We start from the raw sequence: 24,744 nt of genomic DNA, 5'->3' as shown, positions 1-24,744 counted from the left end.
ACGCCGGAAAACGCAGCCGGGCGTCACGGATCGCCCGGGTAATCCACCTTCATGAAATAGAGGCCCGCAGGCGGCGCCACCGGCCCGCAGGCCGCGCGATCGCGCGCATCCAGCGCCGCACGCACATCGGCCGGCGTCATCTTGCCTTCACCCGCCAGCTTCAGCGTGCCCGCAAAGGAGCGTATCTGGTTGTGCAGGAAGCTCTGGGCGCCGGCCCGGATCTCGATCAGATCGCCGACCCGCGTGACATCCAGCCGGTCGAGCGTGCGCATCGGGCTCGCCGCCTGGCAATGGGCGGAGCGGAACGTCGTGAAATCGTGATGCCCGACCAGGGTCTGCGCCGCCGCGTGCATGGCTTCGTGATCGAGATCTCGCGGCACCCACCAGGCGCGCTTCGCCTCCAGCGCCAGCGGCGAGGGCCGGTTGAGGATGCGGTAGAGATAATGCCGGCGAAGCGCGGAGAAACGGGCGTCGAATTCCGCATCGACCGCCTGGACATCGAGCACGGAAACCTTCTCGCTCGCCATCATCAGATGCGCGTTGAGCGCATTGCGCAGCTTGTGGGGTTTCCACTCGCGCGACAGATCCACATGGATGACCTGCCCCATGGCATGCACGCCGGAATCCGTGCGGCCGGCGCCGCGTATGGACACGGTTTCGCTGGTGAGGGAAAGCACCCCGCCTTCCAGCGCCGCCTGCACCGAATGGCCGTTTTCCTGCCTTTGCCATCCGACATAGGGCGTGCCGTCATATTCGACGGTCATGCGGTATCGCGGCATCAGGACGGCCTCGCCGGCGATGCCAGGACGGTTCCTTCGGCAATCGGACTGCCGCGCAGGAATTCGCGCGCGTTGAGGGGCTTTCCGCCGGCCCTCTGCATCGTGACCAAGCCGATGGCGCCGCTGCCGCATGCGACCGTCAACTGGTCCGCCAGAGCGGCAACCACGGGCGGATGCAACACCTCTCCCGGCGCGCCCTGCCCTTCCGCAACCCTCGACTCCAGCACCTTGATCCGCTCCGGCCTGCCGTTGATTTCCGCCTCGAACCAGGCGCCCGGGAAAGGCGAAAGGCCGCGGACATGGTTGTGCACATCCTGCGCGGGCTTCGAGAAATCGATGCGCGTCTCGCCCTTGTCGATCTTGGCGGCGTAAAGCACGCCGTCTTCCGGCTGCGGCGTCAGGGGGAGTTCGCCGGCCTCCAGCTTCGCCATCGCCTCGACGATCGCGCCGGCGCCCGCATCCTTGAGTTCGTCGTGCAGCTCGCCGGCCGTCATGTCCTCACCGATCCTCACTTCGCGGACGAGCGCGACCGGGCCGGTATCGAGCCCCTTCTCCATCTTCATGACCATCATGCCGGTCTTGTCGTCGCCCGCCATGATCGCGCGCTGGATGGGTGCCGCACCGCGCCAGCGAGGCAGCAGCGACGCGTGGCCGTTATAGCAGCCGAGCCGCGTGCCGGTCAGAACCGCTTCCGGGAGCAGAAGGCCATAAGCGACCACCACGCCGACATCGGCCTTGAGGGCGCGAAATCTCTGCCGCTCCTCGGGGTCCTTGAAGTTGAGCGGCGTGAAGACGCGGATGCCCAGGCCTTCGGCCGCCTGGTGCACCGGCGATTTCACCAGATCGAGGCCTCGCCGCCCGCCGGGGCGCGGCGGCTGCGTATAGACCGCGACGATCTCGTGACCGGCCTTTTTCAGGTTCTCCAGCGTCGGCACCGAAAATTCCGGCGTGCCCATGAAGATGATGCGAAGAGACATGAACGTTCCGCGTCCAACTGCAACGCGCCCTCAGCTACGATTCGGCTGGCCGCCGGCGTCAGTCCGCCTTGCCCTTGGCGGCCTTGGTGAATTTCTTGATGACCATATCCCGTTTCAGGCGGGAAATGTGATCGATGAAGAGCACGCCGTTCAGGTGGTCGATCTCGTGCTGCAGGCAGGTGGCAAGCAGGCCATCGGCCTCGACCACATGCTCCTTGCCGTCCCGGCCGACATGCCTGACGGTGACGGCCGCAGGGCGCTCCACCTCGGCATAATATTCGGGGATCGAAAGGCAACCCTCCTCGTAGACCGACCGCTCGTCGGAGGACCTGACGATTTCGGGGTTGATGAAGACCTGCGGGTTCTTCTCCTCGCCTTCCCGCGCCACGTCCACGACGAGAAGCCGGCGCGGCACGCCGATCTGAATCGCCGCAAGGCCTATGCCCGGCGCGTCGTACATCGTCTCCAACATGTCGTCCGCAAGCCTCAGGATTTCGGCATCCACCTGTTCGATGGGCATGGAAACCTGGCGCAGGATCGGGTTCGGCAGAATAATCAGCGGCTTGATCGTCATGGTTTCCCCATAACGCAACTTTTTTTCGGAAGAAACAGGAATCGCTCGTTCTTTTTATATGATGTTCACGTTTTGATCTTTTCAAGTGACAGAATTCTGCTAGCTTTCCCCGCATGGATGATCTTCTCGCCCGCCTCTCCGCGCTTCCGGCCGCCCGGCACGCCATGGCCATCGCAGCCGCAGCAGCCGTTCTGCTGGCGCTGGCGGCCATCCTTTTCCTGAGGGGGGCCGCGCGTCGTCAGCAGGAAAACGCCCGGCGCGCCTCCGAGGCGGAAGCCCGGCTTTCCGAGCTCATCCGCGCTCAAAGCGAGATGCAAGGGCGCATGGCCTCGATGGCGGAAACGCTGTCGGCCCGGCAATCGGAACTCAACCAGGCCGTCAGCCAGCGGCTCGACGGCATGACGCACCGGATCGGCGCGACGATCACGGAACAGACCAGATCGACGCATGAGAATCTCCGGCGGCTTCAGGAGAGGCTCGCCGTCATCGACGCGGCCCAGAACAACATACAGACGCTCGCCAAGGATGTCGTCGGCCTACAGGCGATCCTGTCCAACAAGCAGACCCGCGGCGCTTTCGGCCAGGGGCGGATGGAAGCGATCGTCGCGGATGGCCTGCCGATTGGCGCCTATTCGTTCCAGACCCCGCTTTCCAACGGCACGCGGCCCGACTGCACGATCAGGATGCCGAACGGCGCGCCGCCGCTGGTGGTGGACGCCAAATTCCCCCTGGAGGCCTGGAACGCCTTCCGGGAGGCCGCCGCTCCGGAAGCCCGGCGGGTGGCGGCGCAGCAATTCCGCCGCGACCTCGACGTGCATATCCAGGACATTTCCGAAAAATACCTGCTTCCCGGCGAGACACAGGAAATGGCCTTTCTCTTCGTGCCGTCGGAATCGATCTTCGCCGAGATCCACGAGCATTTCGAGGCGGTGGTGCAGAAGGCGCAACGCTCCCGCGTCGTCATCGTCTCGCCCTCCCTGCTCATGCTGTCGATCCAGGTCATCCAGGCCGTCCTGAAGGACCAGCGGATGCGCGAGCAGGCGCATCTCATCCAGGGGGAAGTGGCCCTTCTGATGGAAGACCTGGTCAGGCTCGACGACAGGACCCGCAAGCTGCAGGCGCATTTCCTCGCCGCCCAGAAGGACGTCGAACAGATCGTCACGTCCGCCGACAAGCTCAATCGCCGCGGGCTCAGGATCGGTGCCCTGGAGCTGGAAGCACCGGCCGAAGCGGAATCCGCCCGCGGCGCGGCACAAGCCAAGGTCGTCGAAAGCCGGACCGGACTTCTCAAGCTGCGGGTGGTTGACGAAGAGTGACGCTCTCGGGCAGTGTCGCGCAATTTAAAACCAGCAGACAGGCCCGACCATGATCACCGTCTTCGGTTCCATCAACATGGATCTCATCGCAATGACCGAACGGCTTCCGCAGCCGGGCGAAACGGTTGCCGGAACCAGCTTCGCGACGGCAGCCGGCGGCAAGGGCGCGAACCAGGCGCTTGCGGCGCGGCGCGCCGGAAGCGCGGTGAGGATGGCCGGCACCGTCGGCGAGGACGGTTTCGCCGGCCCGGCACTCGCCCTTCTCGATGAAGCCAAGGTCGATCTTTCGGCGGTCGCGCGCGTGGGCGAGCCGACCGGCACCGCCCTCATCCTTGTCGGCGACACGGGCGAGAACATGATCGCGGTCGTGCCCGGCGCCAACGGCACCGTCAGCGAAGCACAGGCGCGCGCGGCGGTCCAATCCATGCAGACCGGCGATATCCTGATGCTGCAGCTCGAAGTTCCCGCCGCAGCGGTCGAGGCGGCGCTCGTCGCGGCGCGCGAGAAAGGCATCCGGACGGTGATCAACACCGCGCCGCTGACGGATAACGCTGCACGGCTTGCGAAGCTCGCCGATATCGTCGTCGCCAACGAGACGGAATTCGAACTGCTGGCTGCAAGCCCGATTCCCGACGCCGAGACACGCAAGGCCGCGCTGAAGACGCTGCATTCGGAGACCGGCCAGACCTTCGTCGTGACGCTTGGCGGCGAGGGCGTGGTGGCCATTCGCGGCGGCGATTTCTTCTCAGCCCAGGGCCTCAGGATCGAGCCGGTCGATACGGTCGGCGCCGGAGACACGTTCTGCGGTTACCTGGCCGCGAGCCTGGAGCAGGGGCTCGAATTCGCAGCGGCACTTCGCCGGGCGGCAGTGGCGGGCTCGCTCGCCTGCCTCACTCGCGGCGCCCAGCCCTCCATTCCGCTCGCCCAGGCGGTAGACACACGGATCTGATCATCCGGCTCGCAAAAGAAGTTCCTGCTACGATACAGGAGCAATCGATCCGACTTTAGTCAAAGTTAAGATATGCCTCTTAGGGTCGTGGTCGATATCCCTGCGGGGCAGGATTCGTCCGTGATCCCTGTGTCTCGCAACGGCCCCATGAGGGGGCATTTCCCCACCCCCATGCGAGGCAATCCATGTTTCCGCTGAAGATCAAGTCGCTTTCGACGAAACTCATACTGGTGACGAGCATGGCGATCGCCGTCGTCCTCGTCATCTCGAACCTCTTCCTGATCTCCCAGACCCGCGGCCGCGTTTCGGCGCTGACCCTGGCGCAGGCCGAGGCCGAGGCACGTTCGATCGCCAACGAGGTCGCCGTCGACATGGGCCAGCTCGCGGGAGCGGCCCGCTCGATCGCCGGGGTGATCGGCCGCGGCCATGCCGGAGGCTACCTTGACCGCAAGGGCGTGGCGACGCGCTGAAAGCCAATCTGGAACAGAACGCATTCGCCTACGGAAGCTGGTTCGCGGAAGCTCCGGGCACGTTCGACGGGAAAAATGCCGAACTCGTCGGCAACAAGGACATGGGCGCCAACAAGAAGGGCGAACTGGCACCCTACTGGACCAAGAGCCGAGCCGGCGACATCGCCTACAGCGTCTTCGACATCGATACCCAGGCTGCATGGTATTCGCTCGCCGCCAACTCCAGGAAGGGTTCGCTGACCCCGCCCTACGTGGAAAGCACGACGGGTGACGCGACGGCGATGAGCTCGGTCGCCTATCCGGTCTTCTCCGGATCGAAATTCATCGGCGTCGCCGGCCTCGATGTCTCGCTCGCCACGCTTTCGAAGAAACTGCAGGCCATGCGCCCCTTCGGCTCCGGCCGCGTCCTTCTCGTCTCGCAGGGCGGCAACTGGATCGTGCCGGTCCATCCCGACAAGCTGATGAAGCCGGTGGAAGGCGAGAAGGCCGGCGAACTGCTTGCCGCCTTGACCGCCAACAAGCCCAAGCGGATCGAGAATCTCACGGCCGATGCCCCGGAGCCCTATGAACGCGTCGTCTATCCATTCACGGTGCCGGACCTCAACGCCACCTGGGCAATCGTCCTCGACGTGCCGCAGAGCGTGATCGCCGCGCCGGTCCAGGACCAGACCCTGCTGATGGTGCTCGGCGGCATCATCGTGCTCGGCGCCTGCATCGCGACCCTCTATTTCGGCAGCAGCGCCTTCGTGCGCCGTCCCCTCGGCGCGCTGCTCGGCAATGTCGACCTGCTGGGCCAGGGCCGCTTCGAGCAGCCGGTCCAGGGCCAGGACCGTTCGGACGAGATCGGATCGCTCGCCAAGTCGCTGGAGGGTTTCCGCCATACGCTTGCGGATAGCCGCCGCCTGGAGTCGGAGGCCGCGGCTCATCGCAGCGCCGCCGAGACCGAGCGCGGCCGCTCCGAAAGCGAGCGTGAAGCCAATGCCCGGCAGCAGCAGCGGATCGTCGTTTCTCTCGCCAGGGGCCTAGCGGAGCTTTCCAACGGCAATCTCGACTACCGACTGCAGGAAGAGTTCCCCGGCGAATACGCCAAGCTGAAAGTCGACTTCAACAGGGCGCTGGAAAGCCTGGAAGATACGATCGCGATAGTCAATTCGACCGTCCACAACATCGGCAACGGCACCCGTGAAATCACCACAAGCGCGCAGGATCTGTCCCGCCGCACCGAACAGCAGGCGTCAAGCCTGGAAGAGACCGCGGCGGCGCTCAACGAGCTTACCGCCCAGGTGAATTCGAGCGCCGAGAACGCAGGCTCGGCGGCCTCCACAGTCAACCTCGCCTGCGACGATGCGGAAAAATCCGGCGAGGTGGTTCAGAAGGCCGTCGCCTCCATGCAGGGCATCGCCCGGTCCTCGCAGGAGATTTCCCGCATCATCGGCGTGATCGACGAGATTGCCTTCCAGACCAATCTCCTGGCGCTGAATGCCGGCGTCGAGGCGGCCCGCGCCGGCGAGGCCGGCAAGGGGTTTGCGGTCGTCGCCCAGGAGGTCCGCGAACTCGCCCAGCGCTCCGCCAATGCCGCCAAGGAGATCAAGACCCTCATCAACACCTCGTCCACGCAGGTCGACGAAGGCGTGGAACTGGTCGGCAAGGCGGGCGATACGCTGCGGAAGATCGCCGTGCAGGTCATGCAGATCAACGGCCTTATCCGCCAGATCTCGGCCTCGGCCGGCGAACAGGCCGTGGGCCTGAAGGAGATCAACTCCGCCGTCAACCAGATGGATCAGGTCACCCAGCAGAACGCCGCGATGGTGGAGGAAACCACGGCCGCCAGCTCCGTCCTGAGCACGGAGGCGGAAACGCTGAAATCGCTCGTCGCCCGCTTCCGCGTTTCAGCCCATGCCTCCGGTTCAGCCCATATTTCTGGTTCAGCCCATGCCTCCGGTCATGCGCAGAACGCCCCGCAGGCACTGCGCCAGACCGCCCGGGCCATGCGGACATCGCGTCCCGCAGAGCCGGCGCCGCGCGCCGCAAGGCCGCTTCCCAGGGTGCCGGCCTCCAATGGCTCGGCCGCCGTCGCCGCGGACGACTGGCAGGAATTCTGATCGGCCGCTCACGCGATGAATATGGAAAGCCGCCGGAACCCCGGCGGCTTTTTCGCTTGTGCGCGCTTACCGATCAAAGGCGGGCGACACGCTCGGTCAGCAGCTCGAAGAAACCGTCCGCATCCACGTCGCGCATGACCTTGGCATTCGCCTTGCGGCCGGAAACCCGCCACCAGTCGACGACGGTCATGCCCGCCGTCAGTTCCGATTGCGTCTCGATCTCGACATTGCAGTCCCGCCCCGAGAAGAGTTCGGGTTTCAGGAGATAGGCGATCACCGTCGGATCGTGCAGCGGTCCGCCATCGGAACCGTATTTCTCGACGTCGAAACGCTCGAAGAAAGCGAGCCAATCGACCAGGACGTGGGCCGGGCGCGTGCCGAGCGCCGCGATCTTTCCGACACGCGCCCTGGTGGTCAGCAGCTTGTGCGTGACGTCGAGCGGCATCATGACGATCGGCATGCCGGAGGCCAAGACGGTTTGGGCCGCCTCGGGGTCGACATAGATGTTGAATTCAGCGGCCGGCGTGATGTTGCCGCCCTCGAAGAAACCGCCGCCCATCATCACCAGTTCCTTCACGCGCGGCGTTATGTCCGGCGCCTTGCGAAGCGCCAGCGCCACGTTGGTCAGCGGGCCGAGGGTGCAGAGCGTCACCGTTCCCGCCGGCTGCGAACGAAGCGTCTCGATGATGAAATCCACCGCATGCATGCCTTGCGCCGGCATTGCCGGTTCGGGCAATTCGGCGCCATCGAGGCCGGTGCGGCCATGAACGTGCTCGGCGGTCACCTGCGGCCGCACGATGGGCTTTTCGGCCCCTTCGTAGACCGCCGCATCCGGCCTGCCGCAGAGCTCGCAGACAATCCGCAGGTTGCGGCTGGTGAAGGACAGCGGCACGTTGCCGGCGACCGCGCAAAGGCCGAGCACTTCCAGCTCGGCGGGGCTCGCGAACGCCAGCATGATCGCAGCGGCATCATCCTGGCCCGGGTCGGTATCGATGATGATCTTCCTGCGTTCCATGACATAGGCTCCAATTTCTGCGAGGTTTGTTGGCCTTCCACCGCGGCTCTTGTCAAGCCGGGTCCATATCGATCGATCGCGAACCTCCCTGCCGCGATCGTCCTTGCGGTCGTTGCCGCAACTCCCCATATAGGTTTTCGAGTTGGCGGGCCGATTGCGGGCGCCGGCAGGGTCGCTTGTTGCAAGGACTGCATGATGAGCCGAATAACGCCGTTTGCGAGCCCGCTGCTGCTGGGCTTCGACGCAATGGAAAAGACCCTCGAACGCCTCGCCAAGGCGAACGACGGCTACCCTCCCTACAATATCGAACGCATTCGCGCAGACGAATCCGGCGCGCCGGAGCGCCTGCGGATCACGCTTGCCGTGGCAGGCTTTTCCGAAGCGGAACTCGACGTGATGACCGAGGAAAACCAGCTCGTCATCCGCGGGCGGCAGGCGGAACAGAGCGAGCGGGATTATCTCTACCGCGGCATCGCCGCCCGTCAGTTCCAGCGCGTCTTCGTGCTTGCCGACGGAATGCAGGTTTCCGGCGCCCTGCTCAGGAACGGCCTCCTCTCGATCGACCTCGTCCGCCCGGAGCCGGAGCGCATGGTGCGAAAAATTAACATTTCCGTCTCAGAGTAGATCAACGGCGTTAATGCCGTTGCGTCCTCAATACTGGAGGCTGGAATGCTCCTGAAAGAAGCGAATACGCGTTTGACGCAGTCCGAACTTGCTCATCTGGGTACTGGAGAGGTCGGATATATTCGCAAGATGCGGTCGGACGAAGTGTCCCGCTGCTTCCCCGAAGCTCCCGATATCGATCCAAATCTCGACCTGTGGGCCCTGTTCGGCGCCGATGGTACGCCGATCCTTCTGACCGACAACCGCTCCAGCACCTTTTTCAAGGCTGCTGAAGACGACCTGAAGACCGTCAGCCTGCACTGAGGCTTCGAGGTCCTATATCTTCCTGAACGTCAGGTAGGCCGAGGAGCGGCCTTCGCGGCGGGCCTTGTTTTCGTATCGCGTACCCGGCCAGCCGGCGAAGGGGGTCAGCCAGTGGGACGATTGCTCCGCCAGCCAGCTGAAACCGCCATGGTCCCGGCAATGGATCAGCGTCCAGTTGACATAGGTGTCGATGTCGGACGCGAAGAGGAAGAGGCCGCCCGGCTTCAGCACGCGGTGAAAGCGGTCGAGATTGACCTGCGAGACGAACCGCCTTTTCCAGTGTTTCCGCTTCGGCCACGGGTCCGGATAAAGAAGGTCGATGCGATCGAGCGATGCGTCCGGCAGCCAGTCCAGCACCTGGGTCGCGTCGTCGTCATAGACGCGGATATTCGTCAGTTTCAGCTCGTCGACGCGCGACAGGAGCTTCGCCATGGAATTGACGAAGGGCTCGACGCCGATGAACCCCGTCTCCGGGCTTTCCTGGGCGCGGTGAATCAGGTGCTCGCCGCCGCCGAAACCGATTTCCAGCCGCACTTCCTCCAGCGGAACGGGGAATAGCCCGGACAGCTCTGCGGGCGCCGGGGGCTGAAGATCGAGCTTCAGCGCCGGCAGCAGCGTCGCCATGCCCTCCGCCTGCCGTTCGCGCAGCGGCTTGCCCTTGCGGCGTCCGAAAAAGGCTTCGGTGGCGCGGTTCGGATGCTGCTGTTCGGTCATCGGCGGCTCTTCCATGATAAAAGCGGGCGTCTCCTTCAGGAGGCACCCGCTTTACAGTCTTCCTGCGTGATCCGTAAAGGCCGATCAGGCGGCCTTCAGCGTCTCTTCCTTCAGCGCGTCCTTCAGCGGCTTCACGAGATCGGTCTTCTCCCAGGAGAAGGAACCGTCGCGGCCAGCCTTGCGGCCGAAATGGCCGTAGGCGGAAGTCTTCGCATAGATCGGCTTGTTCAGGTCGAGATGACGACGGATGCCCGACGGCGAGAGGTCCATGACCTTGCGGATCGCGGCCTCGACCTGGTCTTCCGTCACGCCCTTGCCGGTGCCGTGCAGGTCGACATAGATCGACAGGGGCTGCGCGATGCCGATCGCATAGGAAATCTGGATCGTGCAGCGGTCGGCGAGACCGGCAGCCACGACGTTCTTCGCCAGATAACGGGCGGCATAAGCGGCCGAGCGGTCCACCTTGGTCGTGTCCTTGCCGGAGAAGGCGCCGCCGCCGTGGGGAGCCGCACCGCCATAGGTGTCGACGATGATCTTGCGGCCGGTGAGGCCCGCGTCACCATCCGGGCCGCCGATGACGAACTTGCCGGTCGGGTTGATGTACCACTTGCAATCCTTGGCGACCGGCAGGTCGCCGAGTGCTTCGACGATGTAGGGTTCGACGACGGCGCGGACCTTCTTGGAGTCCCAGCTTTCGTCAAGATGCTGGGTGGAAAGCACGATCGAGTCGACGGCGGACGGCTTGCCGTTTTCGTAACGGACCGTGACCTGGCTCTTGGCATCGGGGCCGAGCTTGGCGACTTCGCCCTCGCCCTTCTTGCGGGCTTCGGCCAGAAGCCGGAGGATCTTGTGGGAATAGTAGATCGGAGCCGGCATGAGATCCGGCGTTTCCTTGCAGGCGTAACCGAACATGATGCCCTGGTCGCCGGCGCCTTCGTCACCCTGCTGGTCGGCGGCGCTGTCGACGCCCTGGGCGATGTCGGCCGACTGCGAGTGCAGCAGCACGTCGATCTTCGCCGTCTTCCAGTGGAAACCGTCCTGCTCGTATCCGATGTCGCGGATCGCCTTGCGGGCGGCCGACTTGAACTTCGAAGGATTGATGACGTCCTTGCCGTCCTTGTCCTTCTTCATCAGGCTCGGCGGCAAGCGCACCTCGCCGGCGATGACGACGCGGTTGGTGGTGGCGAGCGTCTCGCAGGCAATGCGCACCGTCCACGGATCGATCCCGGTCTTGGCCGCTTCGCGGTACACAAGATCCACGATTTCATCGGAAATACGGTCACAAACCTTGTCCGGATGGCCTTCGGCGACGGACTCGCTGGTGAACAGATAACTTGCGCGCATTACGGGATTCCCCTCAAAGAAACGAACGAGCCTGTGTTAGTGTCTTCCATAGACAAAAACAAGCACACAACGACATAAATATATCTTTATGTGTACAATCTCAACATTCCCGCGCCGTCCGATCATCAGAAAAATGCAATAAAAAAGCGGCCCCGAGGGCCGCTTTGGAAATTGCGCTGATTTTTCTCGCTATTCCACTTCGGCGTCTGCCGCCAGGGCCTTGACGAGATCGACCACGCGGCGACGCACCTTCGGATCGGAAATCTTCACGAAAGCCCGGTTGAGCTGCAGGCCTTCGGAAGACGAGAGGAAGTCGACCACATAGTTCGAGCTCGAGGCCTCCGCCATGCCGCCCGGGCCACCGGACTGCTCGCCGGGAGCGTCCTCGAAGAAGAAGGAAACCGGCACGTTGAGAATGCTGGAAATGTTCTGCAAACGGCTCGCGCCGACGCGGTTCGTGCCCTTCTCGTATTTCTGGATCTGCTGGAAGGTGATGCCAAGGCTTTCGCCCAATTTTTCCTGGCTCATTCCCAACATGGTCCTGCGAAGGCGAATCCGGCTCCCGACATGAATGTCTATCGGGTTCGGCTTCTTCTTGTTTTCAATCATAACGACGTCCTGACGAAGTTTGGTGGTTTGATCTTCACAACCCGGTCTGCGTGTCAGATACACTTCGTGCGTTTGATCACAACAGCACAACGTGTGAAGCATGTGGCGAGACGAAAGGCTAAAGCCACTATGCAATTTTAGGGGTTTTTGGTCAATTCGTCCGAAAATTAAAACCAACACGCGAGATCGCTGCAATCAAAAACATAGATGCCAGCACCAACCAGAAGTAATTTTTACGTGCATCCCTGTCCCAATGTGGCACAGAAACGCCGCCGACAGTTGAGTCCATCACACCTTTTTGATTGTAGCCTATACCCTTTATTAGCCTTCCGTAGGGGTCGACAACGGCCGAGATGCCGGTGTTCGCCGCGCGAATCAGTGGAAGTCCATTTTCGATGGCCCGGATGCGGGCCTGCTGGAAATGCTGGTAGGGGCCGGGTGTCGCGCCGAACCAGCCGTCATTGGTGACGTTCAGAAGCGCGCCCGTCCGTTCCACGTCATCGCCGATCTCATCCGGGAAGATCGCCTCGTAGCAGACCAGCGGATAGAATGCCCTGCCGCCCGGCAGCGTCAGCAGGGCTCTGCCCGGCGCCGCGGTGAAGCCGCCCGGCATGGCGATCGCATCCGTGATGCCGAGCCGGCGCAGCAGATCCTCGTAGGGCACATATTCCCCGAACGGGACGAGGTGTACCTTGTCCGAGGCCGAAACGATCTGGCCCTCGCTGTCGATCACGTAGATCGAATTGTAGAAACGCGGCGCAAGACCCGCACCGGCATCTTCCGAGCGCACTGCGCCGGTGACGAGCACCTGTCCGTCCTGCAGCACCTCGGCGATGCGGGCCAGGGCATCCGGGTTCTGGGTCAGGATGAACGGGATCGAGGTCTCCGGCCAGACGATGATGTCCGGCCGCTTGCCGTCACCGTCCGGCGGCAGGGCGGAAAGCGCCAGATGCTCCTCGAAAATCTCGACCCGGTCGGAATTTTCGAGCTTCCGCGCCTGGTCGATCACCGGCTGGACGATACGGACCGCCATCCTGTTCTCCGCCGTCGCGGCCAGTGCCGAATCGGCCAGATGGAGCCGCCAGGCACCGAAACCGACATGGGTGCAAAACAGCGCCGTCGCAAGCGCCAGACCGGTCCGCATGCCTTTTTTCGTTCCGACCAGCGCCGGCGCCGAGAACACGAAGACGGCGAGCACCGTGACACCGGATATGCCGAGCACGGCGGCCGATTGCATCATCAGGGGCATGGGCATCGCGCCGTACCCGATGGCGTTCCAGGGGAAACCGGTGGCGACGAAGCTGCGCAGCCATTCGGCAAGACCGAAACCGAAGGCAAGCGCGGCAAGCCGCCCGACGCCATCCGACCAGAAGAGCCGGGCCAGCGCCGTCGCAAGACCGTAGAAGATGGCGAGATAGGCGGGCAGACCGAGAACCGCGAGCGGCAGCGCCCAGGCGAACTCGTCCGCCTCGACCAGAAGCGCGTTGCCGAGCCACCAGAGGCCCGCCACGAAGTAACCGAAGCCGAAAAACCAGCCGAGCCAGAAGGCCGAGCGGAAACGCGCGAACAGACCGCCGCCCGGGCTGCCGGTCGAACCGTCCATCAGCCAGACGAGCAGGGTGAAGGAGACGAACAGCGTCGCGAAAAAGCCGAAGGGCGGTAGGGCCAGCGCACCGATCGCTCCCGCCAGGAAGGCCACGACCACGCGCGGAAGGCCCCAGAGAAGCATGATCCTGCCCGCCAGCCGCTCCATGGATTTCCCCTTCTTCCCCGAATCAGCCGCCGCAGTCTTTCAAAAAACGGAGGCCTTGTCGTGAGGTCAAAGGGCCATGCGTCCCGGAATTATCCGGGCTACGGATTGGGCCGGTCCGCATCCGGGACCGAAGGGGGTGGCAGCAACGGCGGTGAAGCCTGATCGGCAAGCAGCATCTCGCCGTCGCCCTTCTGGCGGCGGCGGGCAAGCGCCCGCTTGCGCATGATGCGCACCCGCTTGATGCGGCGGGGATCGGCCTCCAGGATCTGGAATTCGAAGCCCGGAACCGCCTGCACCACTTCGCCGCGCACGGGAATGCGACCTAGGGCCGAGAAGATCAGGCCACCCAGCGTATCGACGTCCTCGAGGCGATCCCTGACGTCGAAATCCGGGCCGATCGCCTCCGCGATCTCCTCGAGTTCGATGCGCGCATCCGCGACGAAGACGTCGTCGCCGGTGCGGGAGAACATGACTTCCTCGTCGTCATGCTCGTCCTCGACGTCGCCGATCACCATTTCGACGATATCCTCATGGGTGACGAGACCATCGGTCCCGCCGTATTCATCGATGACAAGCGCAAGCTGGGTGCGTGCCGCCTGCATGCTCTGCAACAGGTCGGACGCCAGCATCGACGGCGGCACGAACAGGATCTTGCGGATGAGGCCCGCTTCGGCAACCGTCTGCTCCAGATCGACGCGGCCGAGATCGAAGGCCGGCCTCGGCGTGCGGACCGGCTTTTCCGGCTTTTCCACCTTCTCCGGCTTGTCGGCGGCAAGCGGCATCGGCTGGGTGGGCGCGGCGCGCGAATTCGTCCTGCGCTTGTTGCGGGCCTGCTTGGCGAGATAGGAAAGGAGATCGCGGATATGCACCATGCCACGCGGATCGTCGAGCGTATCGCTATAGACGGGCATGCGGGAACGGCCGGTTTCCTCGAAATGGATCAGCAGCTCGCCGATCGTCATGTTCATGTCGACCGCCTCGATATCGGCGCGCGGCACCATGATATCCTCGACGCGGACTTCGCGAAACCGCAGGATGTTGTGCAGCATCGCCCGCTCTTCGGGCGAGAACGCGCCGCTGACATTGGCGTCGGTCATCAGCGCGTCGGCGAGGTCCTCGCGCAGCTTTTCGCCCTGCGAGGGCCGGAGCAGCCTCAGGGCGCGCGACCAGAAAGAATTATGGGATTTGGATTGCTGTTCGGATCGTAACGGACTACTGCCCTCGTCCGACGAGGAGGAGTCCGAACTGTCCTTGCCCTCGCGGGCAACATTGTTCGATAAATCGTTCATGAAATCCACACTACACTATCGGGTCCTGCCCCGCATAGGGGTCAGATAGGCCGAGCATCGCCAAAATGCGAGTCTCCAGCCCTTCCATTTCTTCCGCTTCGTCCGTTTCCATGTGGTCGTAACCGAACAGATGCAGGAAACCATGGACCAGCAGATGGGTCAGATGATCCTCGAAAGTCTTTTCAAGATCAACCGCCTCGCGCTCCACCGTCTCGCGGGCGATGACGATATCACCGAGCATGGGACCCGGCATTCCGCCGGGTTCCAGCGGGAAGGCCGGGAAGGAGAGGACATTCGTCGGCTTGTCCTTGCCGCGCCATTCCGCATTGATTTCCCGGATCGACGCGTCGTTCGTGAAAACCAGCGACAGTTCCGGGGCCATGTCCGGAAAAGGCTGCCCCTCCTCCTTCGCGAGGAAACCGGCCGCCGCGCCGAGCACCCGTTCACCCAGGGCGAGAAGGGCCGGCCCGTCCGGCCAGCCCTCGTCTTCCACGCTGATCTGTATGTCCAGTTTCGGCATGTGCTCCGGTCCCGATCTCAACGATCGAGATCCTCGCTTTCCTCATGGACCGCGTATTGCGCGTCATAGGCCCGCACGATGCGGCCGACCAGCGGATGGCGGACGACATCCGTATCCTTGAAGCGGATGACCGAGATGCCCTCCACGCCCTTCAATATCTGCAGGGCCTCGACCAGCCCGGACTTCACGCCGCGCGGCAGGTCGACCTGGCTCGGATCGCCGGTGATGATCATGCGGGCATTCTCGCCGAGGCGGGTGAGGAACATCTTCATCTGCATCGACGTCGTGTTCTGCGCCTCATCGAGGATGACGGCGGCGTTCGCGAGCGTACGGCCACGCATGAAGGCGAGCGGCGCGATCTCGATGACGCCGGCGGTGATCGCCCGCTCCACCTTGTCGCCCGGGATCATGTCGTAGAGCGCGTCGTAAAGCGGACGCAGGTAGGGATCGACCTTTTCCTTCATGTCGCCCGGCAGGAAGCCAAGACGTTCGCCCGCCTCGACGGCCGGCCGCGACAGGATGATGCGGTCGACCGCGCCGCGCTCCAGAAGCTGGGCGGCGTGGGCAACGGCGAGATAGGTCTTGCCGGTACCGGCCGGCCCGACGCCGAACACAAGCTCCGACCGCTCCAGCGCCCGCATGTAGGCGTCCTGCGTTGGCGTGCGGGCCTGGACCGTCTTCTTGCGGGTGGAAATCTGGGCCATCGACAATTTCGACTTTCTCTCAAGCGTCGGCAGGGTCAGCTGATCGTCGGCCGCCTGGGCCATGCGGATCGCGCCCTCCACGTCGGAAACTTCGATGGAGCCACCCTTCTGCAGCCGCTCGTAGAGGAAATCCAGCGCCCTGCGCGCCTGGTTGGTCGCCGTCACGTCGCCGGAGATCGCAACCGAATTGCCGCGCGGGCGCGCGTCGATATGGAGCCGCTCCTCGAGCAGCTTCAGATTCTGATCGAACTGGCCGAAAAGCTCGCTGGCGAACCGATTGTTCTCGAACGTCAGGACGAAGTGATTGGCGTCGGTCGCGGCGGATCGGGGTTGTCGCGCAGATGAAGAAACCAATTCACGTCCGTTCAAGCAGGCTCGCTCCCAGTAATTAGCAATCCATTAAACTCTGTACCGGCTCGGAGAACAAGCTGTTCGGGCCGTTCCCGATGATTCGCACTTGGATAATGTCACCGATTTGCGATGTTTTTGCATCAACATTCACAGACTGCAGCCAAGGAGAACGCCCGATGAGCTGTCCCGGATTGCGGCCGGGCTTTTCGAGCAGGATGTCGATGACCTTTCCGATGCAGGATTTGGCGAAGTCCGCCTGCTGTTTCAAGAGCAGCGCCTGTAATCTTTCGAGCCGCTCCGCCTTCACGTCCTCGGGTACCTGATCGGAAAGGTCGGCGCCGGGCGTTCCCGGACGGGACGAATATTTGAACGAGAAGGCCTGTGCGTAGTTCACCTCCTCGACGATACGCATCGTATCCTCGAAATCCCTGTCCGTCTCGCCGGGGAAACCCACGATGAAATCGCCGGACATGGCGATATCCGGCCGGACACCGCGGATACGCTCGACGAGGCGCAGATATTCGGCGGCCGTATGGCGGCGGTTCATCGCCTTCAGGATACGGTCGGAGCCCGCCTGTACCGGCAGATGCAGGTAGGGCATCAGGGCGCGCAGATCGCGATGCGCCTCGATCAGCCGGTCGTCCATGTCGCGCGGATGGCTGGTCGTATAGCGCAGCCGGGCAAGGCCGGGGATTTCCGCCAGCCGGTAAAGCAGGTCGCCAAGCCCCCACTCGCCGCCACTCGGACCGGCCGCCCGCCAGGCATTGACGTTCTGGCCGAGCAGCGTGATTTCCCGGGCGCCGCCATCAACCAGGCGCCGGGCTTCATCGAGGATCTGTTCGACGGGGCGCGACACTTCCGAGCCACGCGTATAGGGCACCACGCAGAACGTGCAGAACTTGTCGCAGCCTTCCTGCACCGTCAGGAACGCGGTCACGCCGCGGGCGCGGACCTTGGCCTTCTCAAGCGCCGGCAGATGCTCGAACTTGTCCTCGACAGCATATTCGGTATCGACCACGCGGGTTCCGGCCCGGGCACGCTGCAGGGCCTCCGGCAGGCGATGGTAGGTCTGCGGACCGATGACCACGTCGACCGCCGGCGACCGGCGCAGGATCTCCTCGCCTTCCGCCTGGGCGACGCAGCCCGCGACGCCGATCATCAGCTCTTTCCCTTCGGCCGCGCGGTTCTTCTTCATCTCGCGCAGGCGGCCGAGCGCCGAATAGACCTTGTCCGCCGCCTTCTCGCGGATATGGCAGGTGTTGAGCAGGATAAGGTCCGCCTCGCCCATGTCCTCCGTCGTGACATAGCCGTCGCTCGCCAGAGCATCGCCCATCCGGGTCGAGTCGTAGACGTTCATCTGGCAGCCGTAGGTCTTGATGAAGACCTTGCGGCTGTTGGCGCGCTGAACCGGCTCTTCGGCCGGGACGGAAAGGGAGACGTGTTCGTTCATGGGCTGCTCCATACCGCAAGAATGCCCGCAATTGAAGCGTTTCCTAGGCCTCTTCGTATTCGCGGTCGCGCAGGTGCCGGATCAGCATCCGCCGGATGCGGCTGGTGACCGCCTGGCTCAGGTGCTTGCGGTTGTCGCCGGTGCGGAAGTCGATCGTCTCGCCGAACGCCACGTCCACATCGATCGCCCCTTCCTTCAGGACGCCCAGAAGATGCGGGCCGAGTTCGATATCGCCGGGCCAGGCGGCGATCGGCCTGTGGTAGCGGCCCATCGCCATGCCGTGCACCCGCGTATAGGCGATCGCCACCGGCTGGACGTGGACGAGGCCCCCGCTGGTATGGGGAGCGGCCGCGGCGGCCGCGCCGAACAGTGAGGATTTCACCTCCAGAAGCCGGTTGCCGTCGGACGTGGTGCCTTCCGGGAAGAGCACGACGATTTCGCCCGCCCCCATGCGCTCGGCGATCTCGTTCACCTGGTCGCCGGTGCGGCGCTTCTGCTCGCGGACGATGAAGATGCTCTTCTGCAACTTGGCGAGCGTGCCGAAGATGGGCCATTCCGACACCTCCATCTTGGCGATGAAAACCACGTCGGCGATCGCCCCGAGGACCAGGATGTCCTTCCACGAGACGTGGTTGGAGGCGAGCATCAGCGGCCGGCGACGCTCGATCGTTCCATGCACGCGAATGCGGATGCCCAGAAGAAAGCAGGCGGTGCGGTGCCAGTAGCGCGGAATGTACCGGCGGATCTTCAGGTCAAAGGCAAGGCCGGCAAGCTGAAACGGCAAAAGGATCAGCGTGACTGCGAAAAGCACGACAAAAACGACGCCGATCCGGACCCAAGTGATCACTTATCGTCCTTATCCAGCGGGATGCCGTAAAGCTCCAGCCGGTGGCCGACGAGACGGAAGCCATGCTCGCGGGCGATGCGTTCCTGCAGCGCCTCGATTTCCGCCGAGCGGAACTCGATGACATTGCCGGTGTTGAGATCGATCATGTGGTCGTGATGTTCTTCCGGCACGGTCTCGTAACGAGAGCGGCCGTCGCGGAAATCGTGCCGCTCGATGATTCCCTCGTCCTCGAACAGTTTCACCGTGCGGTAGACGGTGGAGATCGAGATGCGCGGATCGACTTTCGAGGACCGGCGATAGAGTTCCTCGACATCCGGATGGTCGTCGGATTCCTGCAGGATGCGGGCGATGACGCGGCGCTGGTCCGTCATTCGCATGCCCTTTTCGGCACACAGCTCCTCCAGGGTTTTGGAAAGGTCTGTCATGTCGTTTTGGCCTTCGAAACGTTCCAGTACAAGGTTAGGGACTAGCGAAGAACGCGGCTCATGACAAGCGCCGTGGAACGCTTGCCGTCCGGCCCGGCATAATAGGCCGGCCGCTCGCCCACCTTCTGGAAGCCAAGCTTGCGGTACAGTTCGACCGCGGCGCGATTCGCCGCCTCCACCTCCAGGAACATGCTTTCCGCCCCCCGCGCCGCCGCCTCCCGCAAGGCAGCCTGCATCAGCCGCCAGCCGAGCCCCTGCCGGCCGGATTTCTCGCTGACGGCGACCGTCAGGATTTCAGCCTCGCCGCCCGCCTCCCGGCAAAGGACAAAGCCCCCGAGCGGCCTGGAGAAGAAGGCATTGGTCTGACGCGCGACGAAGCCGAAAACGCTGTGCTGCAGGAGAAGGTTCTGGAATTCGCCATCGCTCCACCGGCGCGAAAAACGCGTGCCATGGAGTTCGGAGATTTCGGGGCAGTCTGAAACCTCCATCGGAACGACTTCGAAAAACGGCTTCCAGCTTAGGTAATCGTCGAACATCGGGCATTCACGAACGGGTATATGCATGACCCGGAGGGTTATGCGCTGCTTCAAGAATCCGGCTGCATCCCCGGCGCGCCATTCACGGCGCCCGTCGCTGCAACGCGAATCCGGCCTGCGGTTTCGCATCCGGTCCACGAAGATACAACGGTTTCGGGCGCAGCGCATCTGCGGGTTTTCCCGCACCGATCCGCGCGACCATGCCGATGGCGAAACGGTCCGATCCCGCGCCGCCGGCGGCGGACGCCGCCGCTCCGGAGCCCGTCACGACCGCCGAATGGGATTTCACGAGGTCCGCGACACCGTCCGGCGAAAGCGCCATGGCCTCGCTCAAGGGATTGCCGTCGGCGGAAAACGCCTGGGCGTAGACCTCGTTGCGCCTGGCATCCATGGCGGCCACGACCGGCCGGCCGGGATGTTCGGCAAGATAGCTGCCGGCAAGGGTTTCCAGCGTCGTGACGCCGACCGAACCGATGCCGAGGGCCAGAGCCAGACCGCGGGCGGCGGCCACGCCGACACGGATGCCGGTGAACGAGCCGGGGCCGATCACCACCGCAACACGCTCCACGGCATCGAGAGCAAGGCCGGCTTCGGCGAGCGCCCCGTCGATCACCGCCATCAGCCGCTCGGCATGGCCCTTGCCGATCGTCTCGGTGACGGCCGACAGGACCTCGCCTGTCGCGCTGTCATAAAGCGCGGCGGAACAATCCACCCCGGCGGTATCGATGGCCAAGACGATCATGACGGAATGCCGGCGAAGCGCTCAGAGAGCTTCGACAGCCTGAACCTCGGGCACGAAATGACGCAGCAGGTTCTGCACGCCGTGCTTCAGCGTCGCCGTGGACGACGGGCAGCCGGAGCAGGCGCCCTTCATGTTGAGATAGACCGTGCCGTCGCGGAAACCCTTGAAGGTGATGTCGCCGCCGTCCTGGGCGACCGCCGGGCGGACGCGGGTCTCCAGCAGTTCCTTGATGGTCACGACCACGGTTTCGTCGTCCTCGTCGAAGAATTCGCCTTCCTCGTCCACGGCCTCGGCAAGCGTCGAAGCACCGCCCATGACCGGCTGGCCGGACATGAAATGCTCCATGATCGAGCCGAGGATCGCCGGCTTCAGGTGCTGCCACTCGGCGTCTTCCTTGGAGACCGTGATGAAATCATAGCCGAAATAGACGCCGGTGACGCCGGTGATCGCAAAGAGACGCGAAGCGAGCGGAGAGGCTTCCGCCTCGCCCGCATTGCGGAAATCAGCGGTTCCGCGCTCCATGACCACCTTGCCGGGCAAAAACTTGAGCGTCGCCGGATTGGGCGTGGCTTCCGTCTGAATGAACATCTCGTTTCTCCCGGGCCGACATGCCCTTCAATTTAGAATTCTTCAAAAGAAGATAAGCCGGATCAGCTTTTCATTCAAGTGCGCCTTTGCCCTTTGAAGGTCAAGGGCGGCATCAGGCCAGCGCGTCGATTTCCTCGTCCGTCAGCGTATCCGGCAGGACGGTGACGGGGATGGGGAAGGCCGCGCCCCGGCCGGCGACCGAGGAAACCAGCGGTCCCGGCCCTTCCTTGGCGGAACCGGCGGCCAGAACCAGGATCGCGATATCCCGGTCCTCCTCGACAAGCTGGTTGATCTGCTCGGTGGCGCTGCCCTCGCGGATGACGATCTCCGGGTCGATGCCGATCGTCTCGCGCACTTTCTGGGCCGCCTTGGCCATGATCGCCTCGGCCTCCTCGCGGGCCTCGGCGCGCATGATCTGCTCGACCCCCAGCCATTGCTGGAAATCGCCTTCGGGGATCACGAAAAGAAGGACGAGACCGCCGTTGGAGTTCTTGGCGCGGCGGCCGGCGTAATGGACCGCCTTTTCACATTCCGGCGTGGCGTCGATGACCGCCATGAACTTGCGCCTGTGTCCTTCAAGCCGCGAAAGCCTTTTCGAAACCATGGCCGCCCTCACTTCGCATCTACTCGACCGACGCAGTCGTGATGGCGAACTTATACCAATAGCGAAAAATGAAAACCCGCCACGAAGCCGTGGCGGGTATGCGGCATTCCGCCCTAGCGCAGGAATCCGACGATATCGAAGACGTCGCCCATGACCTTTTCGGCCCGGGCGCGCGCCCTTTCGCCGCCGTCGCGGAGGATCGCGTCGATATGGGACGTGTCGCCCAGCAGACGGCGCATCTCCGCCGAGATCGGCGAAAGCACGTTGACCGCGAGATCGGCCAGCGCCGGCTTGAAGACCGAGAACTGCTGCCCGCCGAATTCGGCGAGCACATCGGCCTTCGACCTGTCGGCGAGCGCGGCATAGATGCCGACGAGGTTGTCGGCCTCCGGCCGGCCCTTGAGCCCTTCGGCCTCGCTCGGCAGGCCCTCCGGATCGGTCTTGGCCTTGCGGATCTTCCGGGCGATCTCGTCCGCGTCATCCATCAGGTTGATGCGCGAAAGGTCCGACGGATCGGATTTCGACATCTTCTTCGTGCCGTCCCTGAGCGACATGACGCGCGGCGCGGGGCCGTCGATCAGCGGCTCCACCAGCGGGAAGTAGCCATGGATCGGCTCCTCGCCGACGACCATGTCGACACCCTTTCCGGTGGCGCGGATCTTTTCCTGGAAGTCGATGTTGAACTTCTGGGCGATGTCGCGGGCAAGCTCCAGGTGCTGCTTCTGGTCGTCGCCGACCGGAACATGGGTCGCCCGGTAGACGAGGATGTCGGCAGCCATCAGGCTCGGATAGGCGAGCAGGCCGAGCGAGGCATTCTCGCGGTCCTTGCCGGCCTTGTCCTTGAACTGGGTCATGCGGTTCATCCAGCCGATGCGGGCGACGCAATTGAAGATCCAGGCAAGTTCCGCATGCTGCGGCACGGCCGACTGGTTGAAGACGATATGCTTCTTCGGGTCGATGCCCGAAGCGATGAAGGCGGCGGCAATCGAGCGGATCTGGCCGCGCAGGTCGTCATGCACGAGCTGGGCGGTGATCGCATGCAGGTCCACGACGCAATAGATGCAGTCGTTGTTCTCCTGCAGCGCCACGAACTTGCGGATCGCACCGAGATAGTTGCCGAGATGGAGATTGCCGGTCGGCTGCACGCCGGAAAAGACAAGCGGCTGGAAAGTATTCGTCATATCGTCCTCGAACAGGCTGTTGGAAGGCCCCAGGCCCTGGATTCCGCGATCCCGGAAGGTGTGAACGTCTCCGGTTATCGCGCCCCGCGGGCCATGTAGCTAACGGGCGGGCTTATGCACGGGCGGCGAGGCGCAATCAAGGCCTCAGTTTGTTTCGACGCAACTCCGGACGGAAAACCGCTCCCGCTTTTCCTGGAATTGCTCAGGCCGCATGCTCGATCAGATCCCAGGTGTTGCCGTAGGGATCGCGGAACACCGCGACCGTGCCATAGGCTTCATGCCGCGGCGCTTCCAGAAACCGCACGCCTCTCGCCAGCATCGCCGCGTGGTCGCGGGAAAAATCGTCGGTCTTCAGGAAGAAGCCGACGCGGCCGCCCGTCTGGTTTCCGATCGCCGCCCGTTGCTCCTCCGTCGCGGCCTTCGCCAGCAGCAATGCCGCGCCGTCACCGCCCTTTGGCCGCACCACGACCCAGCGCTTGCCATCCGGCAGAAGGGTATCCTCGCGGCATTCGAAACCGAGCGAACCGCAATAGAAATCCCTGGCGCGATCATAGTCATCGATGACGAGGGTTACGAGAAAGAGCGACTGATCGGGCATGGCGGCTTCCTGTGAAAAGGGTGAGGGTAGCGATAGATACACGACCCCTTGGTGCATGGCGCTTTTTCTTTTTCGCTCCCCGGATCAGGGGCGAGGATCGGACGGGGCGCTGAAAGCTGCCTCGTAAGTTTTAGTTTGGGTGACACCTCCCAGCGCCCCGTTCGGCGGTTTGTGCCCGCGACTGCGGCCCCTCTGCCTTGGCCCTTCCGGACGGTTTTTCTTCCGCCAGGCTTTCGATTGGATCGACGGACAAAAATCCGGCGAAACCATCCGTCGGGCCACCATGTGTGCCGCACAGGCACGCCCGGCGCGCTCTTCGGGCATCAAGAGATGAGGGCCGGTCCGTTTGCCTTCACCTCTCCCCGTGTCGCCGGAGGGAGACCATTTTCCGCGGACCCGGACGATGAGGTTCTGCGTCCTACCCTCACCGCCCGCGCCGGCCCCGCCTCGCCAGAACGCCTCCTGGTGTATCCGAGAGCGGGACGGGCAGATTGTAGGCATGGGGTGAGGAGGCGGGGATGAGACAAGGCGCACAGCCGGTCTTTCCCCTGCAGAGGAAACATAAAAATCAATAATTTAGACCGTAATCCAGGCGCCGGAACTTTCGGGAGGGACGCAAATCGTCCCCGCCCGGAGCCGACCCGTCCATCGGATGTCCAACACCCCTCCCGGGGCCGGAAAAACAGCCGCCTTTTATACCTCGAAAGGCAAAATTCTTCTCCGCCCTACTTCGAAAGTGTTAATGGATATTAGCCTTTTAGGCAGACGATTTCCCATTTTTGAGCATAATCCTCCTTATTCACGCCTTTTTTAGAAAAGAAACACCCGCCGAACACCACGGTTAACCGGTCATGAAGACCGGTCTCTTTTCGGGGGATAAAACCCATGCGCATGATTTTCCGCGTCGCGCTGGCCTGCCTTCTGACGCTCGGCCTCAGCATCGATGCCGAGGCTGGCCAAGGCCAAAAACGCCGGGGCAACGTCTTCAAGCACGACTACACCGCCTTCTACACCGTTCAGCGGATCAGTGTCCGGACGAGCTGCTTTCCGGAAAAGCTCGGCGCGATCCTCGCCCATATCGCCAGGGAAACGGGCCGCAAGCCCATGGTGACATCCGGCCACCGGCCGCATTCCGGCAGATCGCAGCACACCCGCTGTTATGCGGCCGATATCCGCGTTCCTGGCGTTTCGGAAAAAGCGATCCTCGCCGCGGCCGCCACCGCGCCCGGGATCGGCGGCATCGGCCGCTATTGCAACGGCATCGTCCATGTGGACATCGGCCCGAAACGCCGCTGGGCGTATTGCGGCAAGGGAAAAGGCCTGGCCAGCCTCAAGCGAAGCAGCCGTTCCTGATGCCGGTCGCGCGAAAGCGTGTGACGG

At 63.6% G+C, this 24,744-nt stretch carries 25 protein-coding genes and 1 pseudogene; 6 read left to right on the top strand and 20 right to left on the bottom strand.

All coding sequences use genetic code 11. The annotated features are described in order from the left end of the window. Positions 1–23 precede the first annotated feature (23 nt). Genes truA through def form a run of 3 tightly spaced genes read right to left on the bottom strand, consistent with a single transcriptional unit; the run spans position 24 to position 2,330 of the window. Positions 24–779 (bottom strand): tRNA pseudouridine(38-40) synthase TruA, encoded by a 756-nt coding sequence (gene truA, locus ACFFP0_RS13885; RefSeq protein ID WP_377261626.1) that lies wholly within the window; start codon positions 777–779, stop codon positions 24–26. After that, the gene (gene fmt / locus ACFFP0_RS13880; RefSeq protein WP_377261624.1) at positions 779–1,756 is read right to left on the bottom strand and encodes a methionyl-tRNA formyltransferase; all 978 of its coding nucleotides are present in this window, start codon (positions 1,754–1,756) and stop codon (positions 779–781) included. Before fmt ends, truA begins: the two co-directional genes overlap by 1 nt. Before the next feature lie 58 nt (positions 1,757–1,814). After that, entirely contained in the window at positions 1,815–2,330 is a 516-nt protein-coding gene (def, locus tag ACFFP0_RS13875) for a peptide deformylase (protein ID WP_377261622.1), read from the bottom strand. Between the two features lie 164 nt (positions 2,331–2,494). On the opposite strand from def, the gene ACFFP0_RS13870 reads away from it, so the two are divergent. The 3 genes and pseudogenes from ACFFP0_RS13870 (at position 2,495) to ACFFP0_RS13860 (ending at position 7,167) form a co-directional block, all read left to right on the top strand. Continuing rightward, a complete protein-coding gene (locus ACFFP0_RS13870; RefSeq protein WP_377262330.1) occupies positions 2,495–3,646 on the top strand; it encodes a DNA recombination protein RmuC in 1,152 nt (383 codons plus the stop codon). A gap of 49 nt (positions 3,647–3,695) precedes the next feature. Then, the gene (locus tag ACFFP0_RS13865) at positions 3,696–4,595 is read left to right on the top strand and encodes a ribokinase (RefSeq protein WP_377261620.1); all 900 of its coding nucleotides are present in this window, start codon (positions 3,696–3,698) and stop codon (positions 4,593–4,595) included. Positions 4,596–4,780: 185 nt separating this feature from the next. Then, a pseudogene (locus ACFFP0_RS13860) lies at positions 4,781–7,167 on the top strand (methyl-accepting chemotaxis protein). A gap of 73 nt (positions 7,168–7,240) precedes the next feature. Here the strand turns inward: ACFFP0_RS13860 and ACFFP0_RS13855 are convergent. After that, positions 7,241–8,182, bottom strand: coding sequence for a nucleoside hydrolase (locus ACFFP0_RS13855; RefSeq protein ID WP_377261616.1), 942 nt, complete (start codon positions 8,180–8,182; stop codon positions 7,241–7,243). A gap of 195 nt (positions 8,183–8,377) precedes the next feature. Here ACFFP0_RS13855 and ACFFP0_RS13850 point away from each other — a divergent pair, with 195 nt between their 5' ends. Together ACFFP0_RS13850 and ACFFP0_RS13845 are read left to right on the top strand one after the other, a co-directional pair. Continuing rightward, a complete protein-coding gene (locus ACFFP0_RS13850; RefSeq protein WP_377261614.1) occupies positions 8,378–8,806 on the top strand; it encodes an Hsp20 family protein in 429 nt (142 codons plus the stop codon). A gap of 45 nt (positions 8,807–8,851) precedes the next feature. After that, positions 8,852–9,109 carry a BQ00720 family protein gene (locus ACFFP0_RS13845; protein WP_377261611.1) on the top strand — a complete coding sequence of 86 codons (258 nt, stop codon included), beginning with the start codon at positions 8,852–8,854 and terminating at the stop codon, positions 9,107–9,109. A gap of 12 nt (positions 9,110–9,121) precedes the next feature. Here ACFFP0_RS13845 and trmB read toward each other — a convergent pair whose 3' ends face one another. The 16 genes from trmB to ACFFP0_RS13765 form a co-directional block, all read right to left on the bottom strand. Next, a complete protein-coding gene (gene trmB, locus ACFFP0_RS13840; RefSeq protein ID WP_377261609.1) occupies positions 9,122–9,823 on the bottom strand; it encodes a tRNA (guanosine(46)-N7)-methyltransferase TrmB in 702 nt (233 codons plus the stop codon). Positions 9,824–9,907: 84 nt separating this feature from the next. Then, complete coding sequence (gene metK / locus ACFFP0_RS13835; protein ID WP_377261607.1) at positions 9,908–11,167, bottom strand: methionine adenosyltransferase; 1,260 nt, start codon at positions 11,165–11,167, stop codon at positions 9,908–9,910. A 189-nt stretch (positions 11,168–11,356) separates the two neighbouring features. Further along, a complete protein-coding gene (locus ACFFP0_RS13830; RefSeq protein WP_377261605.1) occupies positions 11,357–11,776 on the bottom strand; it encodes a helix-turn-helix domain-containing protein in 420 nt (139 codons plus the stop codon). Positions 11,777–11,927: 151 nt separating this feature from the next. Continuing rightward, positions 11,928–13,529: an apolipoprotein N-acyltransferase gene (gene lnt / locus ACFFP0_RS13825; RefSeq protein WP_377261603.1), complete on the bottom strand. Its 1,602-nt coding sequence runs from the start codon at positions 13,527–13,529 to the stop codon at positions 11,928–11,930. Positions 13,530–13,627: 98 nt separating this feature from the next. Beyond that, positions 13,628–14,818: a hemolysin family protein gene (locus ACFFP0_RS13820; RefSeq protein ID WP_377261600.1), complete on the bottom strand. Its 1,191-nt coding sequence runs from the start codon at positions 14,816–14,818 to the stop codon at positions 13,628–13,630. A 10-nt stretch (positions 14,819–14,828) separates the two neighbouring features. After that, on the bottom strand, positions 14,829–15,338 hold the full coding sequence (gene ybeY, locus ACFFP0_RS13815; RefSeq protein WP_377261598.1) for an rRNA maturation RNase YbeY: 510 nt from the start codon (positions 15,336–15,338) through the stop codon (positions 14,829–14,831). 17 nt (positions 15,339–15,355) lie between these two features. Continuing rightward, complete coding sequence (locus ACFFP0_RS13810) at positions 15,356–16,411, bottom strand: PhoH family protein (RefSeq protein ID WP_377261595.1); 1,056 nt, start codon at positions 16,409–16,411, stop codon at positions 15,356–15,358. 19 nt (positions 16,412–16,430) lie between these two features. Continuing rightward, complete coding sequence (gene miaB, locus ACFFP0_RS13805) at positions 16,431–17,843, bottom strand: tRNA (N6-isopentenyl adenosine(37)-C2)-methylthiotransferase MiaB (RefSeq protein ID WP_377261593.1); 1,413 nt, start codon at positions 17,841–17,843, stop codon at positions 16,431–16,433. A 43-nt stretch (positions 17,844–17,886) separates the two neighbouring features. After that, entirely contained in the window at positions 17,887–18,690 is an 804-nt protein-coding gene (gene olsA / locus ACFFP0_RS13800) for a lyso-ornithine lipid O-acyltransferase (protein WP_377261591.1), read from the bottom strand. Next, positions 18,687–19,115: a Fur family transcriptional regulator gene (locus tag ACFFP0_RS13795; RefSeq protein ID WP_377261589.1), complete on the bottom strand. Its 429-nt coding sequence runs from the start codon at positions 19,113–19,115 to the stop codon at positions 18,687–18,689. Before ACFFP0_RS13795 ends, olsA begins: the two co-directional genes overlap by 4 nt. Positions 19,116–19,156: 41 nt before the next feature. After that, on the bottom strand, positions 19,157–19,651 hold the full coding sequence (locus tag ACFFP0_RS13790; RefSeq protein WP_377261586.1) for a GNAT family N-acetyltransferase: 495 nt from the start codon (positions 19,649–19,651) through the stop codon (positions 19,157–19,159). Between the two features lie 82 nt (positions 19,652–19,733). Next, the gene (tsaB, locus tag ACFFP0_RS13785; protein WP_377261583.1) at positions 19,734–20,393 is read right to left on the bottom strand and encodes a tRNA (adenosine(37)-N6)-threonylcarbamoyltransferase complex dimerization subunit type 1 TsaB; all 660 of its coding nucleotides are present in this window, start codon (positions 20,391–20,393) and stop codon (positions 19,734–19,736) included. A gap of 21 nt (positions 20,394–20,414) precedes the next feature. Beyond that, positions 20,415–20,981: a NifU family protein gene (locus tag ACFFP0_RS13780; RefSeq protein ID WP_377261580.1), complete on the bottom strand. Its 567-nt coding sequence runs from the start codon at positions 20,979–20,981 to the stop codon at positions 20,415–20,417. Positions 20,982–21,093: 112 nt separating this feature from the next. Continuing rightward, complete coding sequence (locus ACFFP0_RS13775) at positions 21,094–21,585, bottom strand: universal stress protein (RefSeq protein WP_377261577.1); 492 nt, start codon at positions 21,583–21,585, stop codon at positions 21,094–21,096. 113 nt (positions 21,586–21,698) lie between these two features. Further along, on the bottom strand, positions 21,699–22,766 hold the full coding sequence (gene trpS, locus ACFFP0_RS13770) for a tryptophan--tRNA ligase (protein WP_377261574.1): 1,068 nt from the start codon (positions 22,764–22,766) through the stop codon (positions 21,699–21,701). A 202-nt stretch (positions 22,767–22,968) separates the two neighbouring features. Further along, positions 22,969–23,364 carry a VOC family protein gene (locus ACFFP0_RS13765; protein ID WP_377261572.1) on the bottom strand — a complete coding sequence of 132 codons (396 nt, stop codon included), beginning with the start codon at positions 23,362–23,364 and terminating at the stop codon, positions 22,969–22,971. 885 nt (positions 23,365–24,249) lie between these two features. Between ACFFP0_RS13765 and ACFFP0_RS13760 the strand changes: the two genes are divergently transcribed. After that, positions 24,250–24,717 (top strand): peptidoglycan L,D-endopeptidase MepK, encoded by a 468-nt coding sequence (locus ACFFP0_RS13760; protein ID WP_377261570.1) that lies wholly within the window; start codon positions 24,250–24,252, stop codon positions 24,715–24,717. The last annotated feature ends 27 nt before the right edge of the window (positions 24,718–24,744 follow it).

It is taken from the genome of Neorhizobium puerariae (genome assembly GCF_042429745.1).
Taxonomy (GTDB): domain Bacteria; phylum Pseudomonadota; class Alphaproteobacteria; order Rhizobiales; family Rhizobiaceae; genus Neorhizobium; species Neorhizobium puerariae.
Note: the sequence above shows the minus strand (reverse complement) of the source record. Positions and strands in the feature narration are given on the sequence as shown.

What these genes read in the sequence shown, in the direction of transcription:
- trpS (WP_377261574.1), bottom strand. Translation starts at nt 22,766, where the DNA reads ATGACGAATACTTTCCAGCCGCTTGTCTTTTCCGGCGTGCAGCCGACC.
- miaB (WP_377261593.1), bottom strand. Translation starts at nt 17,843, where the DNA reads ATGAACGAACACGTCTCCCTTTCCGTCCCGGCCGAAGAGCCGGTTCAG.
- lnt (WP_377261603.1), bottom strand. Translation starts at nt 13,529, where the DNA reads ATGGAGCGGCTGGCGGGCAGGATCATGCTTCTCTGGGGCCTTCCGCGC.
- truA (WP_377261626.1), bottom strand. Translation starts at nt 779, where the DNA reads ATGCCGCGATACCGCATGACCGTCGAATATGACGGCACGCCCTATGTC.
- tsaB (WP_377261583.1), bottom strand. Translation starts at nt 20,393, where the DNA reads ATGATCGTCTTGGCCATCGATACCGCCGGGGTGGATTGTTCCGCCGCG.
- metK (WP_377261607.1), bottom strand. Translation starts at nt 11,167, where the DNA reads ATGCGCGCAAGTTATCTGTTCACCAGCGAGTCCGTCGCCGAAGGCCAT.
- ACFFP0_RS13795 (WP_377261589.1), bottom strand. Translation starts at nt 19,115, where the DNA reads ATGACAGACCTTTCCAAAACCCTGGAGGAGCTGTGTGCCGAAAAGGGC.
- ACFFP0_RS13790 (WP_377261586.1), bottom strand. Translation starts at nt 19,651, where the DNA reads ATGTTCGACGATTACCTAAGCTGGAAGCCGTTTTTCGAAGTCGTTCCG.
- ybeY (WP_377261598.1), bottom strand. Translation starts at nt 15,338, where the DNA reads ATGCCGAAACTGGACATACAGATCAGCGTGGAAGACGAGGGCTGGCCG.
- ACFFP0_RS13865 (WP_377261620.1), top strand. Translation starts at nt 3,696, where the DNA reads ATGATCACCGTCTTCGGTTCCATCAACATGGATCTCATCGCAATGACC.
- ACFFP0_RS13845 (WP_377261611.1), top strand. Translation starts at nt 8,852, where the DNA reads ATGCTCCTGAAAGAAGCGAATACGCGTTTGACGCAGTCCGAACTTGCT.
- trmB (WP_377261609.1), bottom strand. Translation starts at nt 9,823, where the DNA reads ATGACCGAACAGCAGCATCCGAACCGCGCCACCGAAGCCTTTTTCGGA.
- fmt (WP_377261624.1), bottom strand. Translation starts at nt 1,756, where the DNA reads ATGTCTCTTCGCATCATCTTCATGGGCACGCCGGAATTTTCGGTGCCG.
- ACFFP0_RS13760 (WP_377261570.1), top strand. Translation starts at nt 24,250, where the DNA reads ATGCGCATGATTTTCCGCGTCGCGCTGGCCTGCCTTCTGACGCTCGGC.
- ACFFP0_RS13850 (WP_377261614.1), top strand. Translation starts at nt 8,378, where the DNA reads ATGAGCCGAATAACGCCGTTTGCGAGCCCGCTGCTGCTGGGCTTCGAC.
- ACFFP0_RS13775 (WP_377261577.1), bottom strand. Translation starts at nt 21,585, where the DNA reads ATGGTTTCGAAAAGGCTTTCGCGGCTTGAAGGACACAGGCGCAAGTTC.
- ACFFP0_RS13870 (WP_377262330.1), top strand. Translation starts at nt 2,495, where the DNA reads ATGGCCATCGCAGCCGCAGCAGCCGTTCTGCTGGCGCTGGCGGCCATC.
- ACFFP0_RS13820 (WP_377261600.1), bottom strand. Translation starts at nt 14,818, where the DNA reads ATGAACGATTTATCGAACAATGTTGCCCGCGAGGGCAAGGACAGTTCG.
- ACFFP0_RS13780 (WP_377261580.1), bottom strand. Translation starts at nt 20,981, where the DNA reads ATGTTCATTCAGACGGAAGCCACGCCCAATCCGGCGACGCTCAAGTTT.
- ACFFP0_RS13830 (WP_377261605.1), bottom strand. Translation starts at nt 11,776, where the DNA reads ATGATTGAAAACAAGAAGAAGCCGAACCCGATAGACATTCATGTCGGG.
- ACFFP0_RS13855 (WP_377261616.1), bottom strand. Translation starts at nt 8,182, where the DNA reads ATGGAACGCAGGAAGATCATCATCGATACCGACCCGGGCCAGGATGAT.
- ACFFP0_RS13765 (WP_377261572.1), bottom strand. Translation starts at nt 23,364, where the DNA reads ATGCCCGATCAGTCGCTCTTTCTCGTAACCCTCGTCATCGATGACTAT.
- def (WP_377261622.1), bottom strand. Translation starts at nt 2,330, where the DNA reads ATGACGATCAAGCCGCTGATTATTCTGCCGAACCCGATCCTGCGCCAG.